An 8104-nucleotide genomic window follows, 5' to 3' on the forward strand; every position below is an offset into this window, starting at 1 on the left:
AGTCTGCTCAGTTGCGGCCGGGGACGTTGAACAATCGGCCGGGCAATGGTGCAATAGAAGGGATGTCGCGATAACGCGCATCGCACACGCACACGCCTCGCGTCCCACGAAGACACGAGCGGCTGATCGACGAGGACCACAATGTCTGCGAGCCTGCCACTGCCCGACTTCCGCCACGAACGCGTCGAGACCGTGACCGGTCGACGCAGCGGGCTCTTCATCGCCGTGGCACTGCACTCATCGGTGCTCGGCTCCGCCCTCGGCGGGGCGCGGCTGTGGACCTATCCGCACTGGAGCGACGCCCTCGGCGATGCCCTGCGCCTCTCGGCCGCGATGACCCTCAAGAACGCGGCGGCCGGGCTCGACGCGGGTGGCGGCAAATCAGTCATCCACCTCCCCGCGGGCACCGTGCTCGACGCCGGGCGTCGCCGCGCCGCCTTCCTCGACCTCGGCGACGCAGTGGAATCGCTGAACGGCCTCTACCGCACGGCCGAGGACGTCGGATCGACGACCGAGGACATGCTCACGGTCAGCGAGCGCACCAACCACGTCGTCGGGCTTCCGGAATCGGGGGGCGGCTCCGGCGAGCCCGCCGGCCCCACAAGCCTCGGCGTCTACGAGGCGCTGCGCGCGACGCTCGAGCGTGTCACGGGGACGGGCGCCGTGGAGGGCCGCCGGATCACGATCTCCGGCATGGGCCAGGTCGGCAGCCGCCTCGCCGTCCGCCTCAGCGCGGAAGGCGCCAACCTCACAGTGACCGATGTGAACCCTGCCAAGCGCGACCTCGCCCTGCAGCTCGGCGCGGACTGGGTGGCACCCGGCGAAGAGCACCTCGTGGCGGCGGACGTGTTCGTGCCGGCGGGCATCGGCGGCCTCCTCACCGACGAGGTCATCGACGCCCTCGACGCCCGCGCCGTGTGCGGTCCCGCGAACAACCCGCTCGCCGAGCACTCGGGCGCCGAGCGCCTCGCGCGCCGCGGCATCCTGTATGCACCCGATTTCGTCGTGAACGCCGGCGGCGTCATCTACCTCGACCTCGTGGCCAAGCAGCTCGCGGGCCGCGAAGAGATCATGGGGCGCGTGTCGGCGATCGGCGACACGGTCCGGCGCATCTTCGACGAGGCGGAGTCGCGCGGCGTCACGCCGCTCGAGGCCGCCGAGGGTCTCGCCGCCGAGCGGCTCCGGGTCGGCGCGGCGACGCGGGAGCACGCCCTGGCGTAGCCCCGTCGTGAACGGCTCCCGTCGGACTGAGTGCCTCGCCTCGTGACACTCAGTCGCAAAGGTGGCAAGATGTACGAGTCAAAGGAGACCCTATGTTCACGAGCCCCCTGCCCGACGTCGAGATCCCCGAAGTCTCGATCTACGACTACCTCTTCGGAGGACTCACCGACGACGATCTCGCCCGCGTCGCCCTCGTCGATCCGTCGACGGGCGCGGAGACGACGTACGGCGCGCTGCGCGCTCAGGTGAACGCCTTCGCCGGCGCCCTGGCCGCCCGCGGGGTCACCACCGACACCGTGCTCGGGCTGCTGTGCCCCAATGTTCCGGCGTTCGCAACGGTCTTCCACGGCATCCTCCGGGCGGGCGCGACGGTCACGACGATCAACTCGCTGTACACCGCGGGAGAGATCGAGAAGCAGCTCCGCGACGCCGGCGCCACGTGGCTCATCACGGTGACCCCGCTGCTGGCGGGGGCCAAGGCGGCCGCCGCGGCGGTCGGCATCCCCCACGACAACGTCGTCGTGCTCGATGGGGCGGAGGGTCACCCGAACCTCCGCGACCTGCTCACGGAGCAGAGCCCCGCGCCCGACGTGACCTTCGACCCCGCGACCCACGTCGCCGTGCTCCCCTACTCGTCCGGCACGACCGGCATCCCCAAGGGCGTCATGCTCAGCCACCGCAACCTCGTGGCGAACGTGCAGCAGTGCCGCGGCCACATCGACCTCCGCGCGACCGACCGCGTCCTCGCGGTGCTGCCGTTCTTCCACATCTACGGCATGACGGTGCTGCTCAACCTGGCCCTGCACCAGCGCGCGAGCCTCGTCACGATGCCGAAGTTCGATTTGGTCGAGTTCCTGACGATCACCCAGAAATTCCAGTGCACCTACCTGTTCATCGCGCCGCCGATCGCGGTGGCACTCGCCAAGCACCCCGTCGTCGACCAGTTCGACATCTCGAGCGTGCGCACGATCTTCTCGGGCGCCGCTCCGCTCGACGGCGAGACCGCCGAACTCGCCGGACGCCGTCTCCACGCACGCATGATGCAGGGCTACGGCATGAGCGAGCTCAGCCCGGTCTCGCACGCGACACCGTCCGAGGGCGGCGACGCCATCCCGGTCAGCTCGGTCGGCACGCTGCTGCCCAACATGGAGTGCAAGCTCATCCACACCGCGACGGGTGCGGAGATCACCGAGGTCGGTCCGGAGGGCACGACCGCAGCCGGCGAGCTGTGGCTCAAGGGACCGAACGTCATGCTCGGGTACCTCAATAAGCCCGATGCGACCGCAGAGACCGTCGACGCCGACGGCTTCCTGCACACGGGCGACATCGCCGTCTACCACGAGGGCGGCTACTTCTCGATCGTCGACCGCGTGAAGGAGCTCATCAAGTACAAGGGCTACCAGATCGCTCCCGCGGAGCTCGAGGCACTCCTGCTGACGCACCCCAAGGTGCTGGATGCGGCGGTCATCGGCGTGCTCGATGACGACAAGCAGGAGATTCCGAAGGCGTTCATCGTCCCAGCTCCCGGGTCTGGGCTGACGGATGACGAAGTCACGGCATTCGTGACGGAGAACGTCGCCCCGCACAAGAAGGTGCGCCGGGTCGAGTTCATCGATGCGATTCCGAAGTCGGCCTCCGGCAAGATCCTGCGCAAAGACCTGCGCGAACGCGAAGGCGTCGCCGTCGGGGCCTGACCTGCCCTGTGGGGGCCGGGCCCCGGGTGAGGGGCGGGCCCCACCCCGTTGCCGATGCCCCCTCGCCGTGCTTGTGTGGAGGCATGGACGCTCAGCGGATCTTTCCCGGCCTCGCAGTCACCGACATCGACGAGGCTCGCGCCTTCTACAGCGACGTTCTCGGCATCCCCGTCACCGCTGAGCACGGCTTCCTCACCCTCGATCTCACGGGCGGCGGAACCCTCTTCGTCTACGGCAAGGACGAGCACGTGCCCGCGCAGCACACCGTGCTGAACCTCGAGGTCGCCGACATCGACGCGGCGGTCGACGAGCTCGCCGGCAAGGGCGTCGAGATGCTCCGCTACGACGAGATGACCCACGACGAGCGCGGAATCGTGCGGCCGCGGGGTCCGGAGGACGGCCCTCCCATCGCGTGGTTCACCGACCCCAGCGGCAACATCATCGGCGTCATGCAGGGATGAGATCGGAACCGAGCGGGAGTCTCGTCGAGTGGGCTGCCCTGGAGTTGATATTCCGATCGACCGACCCAGGCGAGCCACGGGTGCGGAGTGACGCGGGATCGCCAGCCTTCCCGATAACCCCTCGTTATCGGAACGGGTTGAACGTTTAGTCGACCTTCTGCCCGATCGCGCGAAGACTTCGATGCAGCGGCGATGCTGCCGCGGGATCAAGGGGTGTCAGTGTCGGAACAGATCACGGTTGCGGAAGCCGTCGGCAGAACGATCGCAGCTCTAGGCGCATCGCGCGTATTCGGCGTAGTGGGCAGCGGCAACTTCTACGCGACGAATGCCCTGGTTCGCGCCGGGGTGCCCTTCACCGCCGCGCGTCATGAGATGGGCGCATCCTGCATGGCTGACGCATACAGCCGTGCGACGGGACGGGTGGCCGTCGTGAGTCTCCACCAAGGGTGCGGCTTCACAAATGCCCTCACCGGCATCGGTGAGGCAGCGAAGTGCCATACATCGATCCTCGTCATCACAGGGGACACGGCTGACGGCGATGTTACGTCGAACTTCTATATCGATCAGGATGCCGCGGCGCGTGCGGTCGGCGCAGTGCCCGAGCGCATCTATTCCGCCCGCACCGCGGTGCGTGATGCGGCCCGCGCCTTCGCGACGGCCAGCTTGGATCGCAAGACGGTAGTCCTGTCGATGCCGATCGACATCCAGGCCCAGACGATCGAGTGGGACAGTCGTTCCGTTCCCGCGCTCCAGGAGCGGCACCGCCCAGGCCCGTCACCGGCTTCCGTGCAGCGTGTCGCAGAACTTCTCACGGCGGCCGAACGTCCCGTCTTTGTCGCGGGTCGCGGTGCATGGCACGCGGCTCCGGAGATCAGGTCACTCGCTGACCGCGTCGGAGCCCTCCTCACCACTTCCGCCGCCGGTCGGGGGCTATTCGCGCAGGATGACTGGGCGCTCGACATCATGGGCGGCTTCTCGACCGACGGCGCTGCCGCGCTCATCGCGGACGCCGACCTGATCATCGCGTTCGGGGCGGGTCTGAATAACTGGACCACACGATCGGGAGCGTTGCTGCGCGACAAGACGGTCGTCCAGGTGGACGACCGTCTCGAAGCGCTTGGGTGGCACCACCCCGTCGGTGTTGCCGTGCTCGGCGACACTGCGCTCACCGCCGCAGCAGTCGACGATGCCCTCGCGCGAGATGACTACCAGTCGCCCGGATACCGCGGCGCCATCACGCCCGATGATGTGGCGTCCGTGCGGTACTGGACAGACCAGCCCGTCGTCTCCCGTGCGGAGCCCGACCGGATCGATCCGCGCGAGATGACGAACCGGCTCGATGCCATCCTTCCCGCGCAGCGCATCGTCATCCCCGACGGCGGCAATTTCAACTGCTATCCGGCGGCACATCTCAAGGTGCCGGATCAATTCGGCTACTGCGTTCCCCTCTCGTTCCAGTCGATCGGTTTGGCGCTATCGTCCGCCATCGGCGCATCGATCGCGCTCCCCGACCGCATCGCCGTGGCGGGCATCGGCGACGGTGGCTTCCTGATGTCGCTGGTCGAGCTCGACACGGCGGTACGGCTGGGGCTCGGCATCCTCGTGGTCGTTTACAACGACAGTGCCTACGGCGCCGAGGTGCACGTTTTCGAGCATGATACGGACGAGCTCTCGACCGTGCAGTTTCCTGAGACGGACATCGCCGGGATAGCGCGCGGCTTCGGGTGCGAGGGAGTCACGGTCCGCACAGTGGATGATCTCGCGCGCGTGCAGCGATGGATCGATGGGCCACGCAGCGTCCCCCTGGTCGTCGACGCCAAGGTCGCCAAATTCCCGTCCTGGGTTCTCGCCCATGCCCACGCCGTGGAAGCCACTGGTGCCGATCTCGACGCGCCGGGGGCATGAAACGCCCCTCGTGTTCGCACTCGAATGGCGTGGGCTCGGACGTCGGGCGCCACCTTGCTGGGGTCCGTGCGTGTCCGCATACTATGGAGGCATCTTGTTCCTCCCACCGTCTCTGGCGCGAACGCGTCGTTTCGGAGGGTGCCTGTCGGCGTGGAGGACATCGTGGATCTGAACTTGGTGCGCACTTTCGTCGCGATCTACGAGCATCGAAGCCTGACCGCGGCGGCGAATGAACTCTTCGTGAGCCAGCCGGCCGTGAGCCAGGCACTGGCTCGGCTGCGGCACGATCTAGACGATCCTCTGTTCACCCGCGTCGGACGCTTCGTGGAGCCCAGCCCGTTGGCGCAAGAGGTTTACGCCGAGTTCCGTGCTGCCCTCCTGCGTATCGACCGGGTCGTGGACAGCATCCACGGGTTCAATCCCGCGCACTCGGATCGTCGATTCCGCCTCGCCCTCTCGGAGTTGGGCGAAATCGGGTACTTCCCCGCCATCTTGAGCGCGGTCCGCGCGGTGGCGCCGTCGGTGTCCCTCGAAGTGATTCCGCTCGCGGTGGATCGTCTGCCGGACTGGCTATCGCGAGGCACCGTGGATCTCGCGGTCACCTCGTCACCGGTCGCCGGGCTGTTCGAGAAGATGACGCTGCGAGGGCTCCGCTACGCGGCGCTGGTGTCACAAGACCACAGGTTGACCCGTCACCCTCTCGCGCTCGATGCTTACACGGCGGCGGCGCACGTCTGCGTCGCTGGCGACTCCGGAGCACCCATGATCCAGGCGGCGCTGGCTCGCGCGGGCCACCATATCTCGCCGGAGGTCATCGTGAATCACTTCGCCGCACTCCCGCCGCTCGTGGCGTCGAGCGACTTGGTTGCTACGGTTCCGGTCAACCTCGGCGCGGAGTGGCTCAGCAACTGGCCCGTTCAGATGCTGCAGCTGCCGTTCACCGTGGACCCGGTCGAGATTCGGCTGTACACCCGGGCGACCAGCCAGCACTCGGCCGCGGTCGCCTGGCTGCGTGACACTGTCTTCCAGGCCCTCCGCGATCTCCCGGACGATTTCGCTGCGATCACGGGCGGTGCCCCTCGCGCGCGACCGAGCGCTCCCTAGTGCAGCCCGGCAACGGCGGACGTCGCGGCCATCGCATGGCTGGACGCTCGGATGTTGCGATAGACCTCACCACGAAGTCGCGCGAATTCGGGAAGTTCCTTCGTCGCGATCTGGTCGCGCGGCCGGGCAAGGTCCACGGCCAGGTCCTCGTCGACGAATGTCGGACGCGGGCCCATCACCAGCACACGGTCGGCGAGGTAGACGCTCTCGTCGATGTCATGGGTGACGAAGACCACCGTGACGTCGAATTCGTCACGGACGCGGAGCACGAGGTCCTCGAGATCGGCGCGGGTCTGTGCGTCGAGGGCGCCGAAAGGTTCGTCCATGAGCAGCATCTGAGGTTGGTACGCAAGGCCGCGCGCGATCGCAACGCGCTGCTGCATGCCGCCGGAGAGTTGCCACGGGTACGCGCGTTCGAAGTCCGCCAGACCCACCGAACTCAACGCCGCTGACACCCGTTCCGTCCGCGCGGCCTTCGACAACTTCTTCCGCTTCAGTGGAAACGCGACGTTCTCGCCGACCCGCATCCAGGGGTAGAGCGAACTCGCATAGTCCTGGAAAACCAGGGCGATCTGCTCGGGGGGACCCGTCATCGCCACGCCATCCACCTCGATCTGGCCGCTCGTGGGTGCCAGCAAACCCGCCATCAGCTTCAATACCGTCGTCTTGCCGCATCCGGACGGACCGACGATGGTGACGACCTCACCGGTTCCGATCTCGAAGCTGAGATCCTTCACCGCGAGGGTGCCCGAACTCCCGCCGTATCGCTTGCTGACGTTGCTGAGCTTCAGCATGAGTGTCTCCTTGAGATGAGCATCACTGGACGACCACCCGCGCGTTGCGATGCCACGCGAGGACGCGCCGTTCCACGACGGAAAAGATGAGGTTCAACGTGTAGCCGAGCAGTCCCAGCAGGATTATCCCCGACCACATGTCGGCGAGCGCGAAGGTTCGCTGCGCCTGAACGATGAAGTAGCCGATGCCGTCCGAGGCTCCGACCATCTCGCTGATCACCATCATGATGATCGCGAGCGGAAGGCTTGTACGCATGCCGGCGAAGATCTGAGGGGATGCGGCGGGTAATTCCACCGAGATGAGCGCGTCGACCCTGGCGATCCGATAGCTGCGACCAGTGTCTCGCATCGTCGGCTCCATGCCGACGATGCCGTCCATCGTGCTCAGCAGGATCGGCCAGACGCACACGAACGCGATAAGGAGGATCTTGCCCGGGTTGTCGATGCCGAGCACGATGAGCGTGAACGGCAGCAGTGCGGGTGGCGGAATGGCTCGCAAGAACTCCACCACAGGCGCTGCCTGTCGCCGAATCTTCCGGTTCAACCCGAGCAGGATGCCGAAACCCACCCCGCAGATCACCGCCAGGAAGTAGCCGCTCAGCAGGCGGAACAAACTCGGCAGGAGGTCGGTAGGCACCCTCGAGAACAGCCAGTTCTGTTGGAAGGCTACCGCCACTTCCTGCAGAGGGGGGAAGTAGAAGTTGCCCGAGACGTTCGTGAACACCAGGACGACCAGGACGACCAGGACGGGCGTGGCGATCTCAGCGATCGTGTACAACACGGGGCGCCTCATGATTGGGCCGTCCGCTGAGAGGGATGCCAGTGGAGCGCCCGGCGCTCGATCCCCCTGAAGAACGCGCCGAGCATCAGACCGAGCAGTCCCGCGACGATGACGAACGCGTACATGAGGCTGACCGCACCACCC

7 protein-coding genes are annotated in these 8104 nt (G+C 67.0%); 5 read left to right on the plus strand and 2 right to left on the minus strand.

The annotated features are described in order from the left end of the window. Window positions 1-141 precede the first annotated feature (141 nt). The 5 genes from VNT50_RS07720 (at window position 142) to VNT50_RS07740 (ending at window position 6385) form a co-directional block, all read left to right on the plus strand. Window positions 142-1221 carry a Glu/Leu/Phe/Val dehydrogenase family protein gene (locus VNT50_RS07720; RefSeq protein WP_325484530.1) on the plus strand — a complete coding sequence of 360 codons (1080 nt, stop codon included), beginning with the start codon at window positions 142-144 and terminating at the stop codon, window positions 1219-1221. Window positions 1222-1313: 92 nt separating this feature from the next. After that, window positions 1314-2915: an AMP-binding protein gene (locus tag VNT50_RS07725; protein WP_325484531.1), complete on the plus strand. Its 1602-nt coding sequence runs from the start codon at window positions 1314-1316 to the stop codon at window positions 2913-2915. 83 nt (window positions 2916-2998) lie between these two features. After that, a complete protein-coding gene (locus VNT50_RS07730) occupies window positions 2999-3376 on the plus strand; it encodes a VOC family protein (protein WP_325484532.1) in 378 nt (125 codons plus the stop codon). A gap of 219 nt (window positions 3377-3595) precedes the next feature. Next, complete coding sequence (locus VNT50_RS07735) at window positions 3596-5281, plus strand: thiamine pyrophosphate-binding protein (protein ID WP_325484533.1); 1686 nt, start codon at window positions 3596-3598, stop codon at window positions 5279-5281. 162 nt (window positions 5282-5443) lie between these two features. Further along, on the plus strand, window positions 5444-6385 hold the full coding sequence (locus VNT50_RS07740) for a LysR family transcriptional regulator (protein WP_325484534.1): 942 nt from the start codon (window positions 5444-5446) through the stop codon (window positions 6383-6385). Here the strand turns inward: VNT50_RS07740 and VNT50_RS07745 are convergent. Together VNT50_RS07745 and VNT50_RS07750 are read right to left on the minus strand one after the other, a co-directional pair. Next, entirely contained in the window at window positions 6382-7179 is a 798-nt protein-coding gene (locus tag VNT50_RS07745) for an ABC transporter ATP-binding protein (protein ID WP_325484535.1), read from the minus strand. The genes VNT50_RS07740 and VNT50_RS07745 overlap by 4 nt on opposite strands. Before the next feature lie 22 nt (window positions 7180-7201). Then, window positions 7202-7960, minus strand: coding sequence for an ABC transporter permease (locus VNT50_RS07750; RefSeq protein WP_325484536.1), 759 nt, complete (start codon window positions 7958-7960; stop codon window positions 7202-7204). Window positions 7961-8104: the final 144 nt, after the last annotated feature.

Source organism: Microbacterium sp. (genome assembly GCF_035554235.1).
Taxonomy (GTDB): Bacteria; Actinomycetota; Actinomycetes; order Actinomycetales; family Microbacteriaceae; genus Microbacterium.

Coding starts and splice junctions, on each gene's coding strand:
- VNT50_RS07720 (WP_325484530.1), top strand. CDS start 142: ATGTCTGCGAGCCTGCCACTGCCCGACTTCCGCCACGAACGCGTCGAG.
- VNT50_RS07725 (WP_325484531.1), top strand. CDS start 1,314: ATGTTCACGAGCCCCCTGCCCGACGTCGAGATCCCCGAAGTCTCGATC.
- VNT50_RS07730 (WP_325484532.1), top strand. CDS start 2,999: ATGGACGCTCAGCGGATCTTTCCCGGCCTCGCAGTCACCGACATCGAC.
- VNT50_RS07745 (WP_325484535.1), bottom strand. CDS start 7,179: ATGCTGAAGCTCAGCAACGTCAGCAAGCGATACGGCGGGAGTTCGGGC.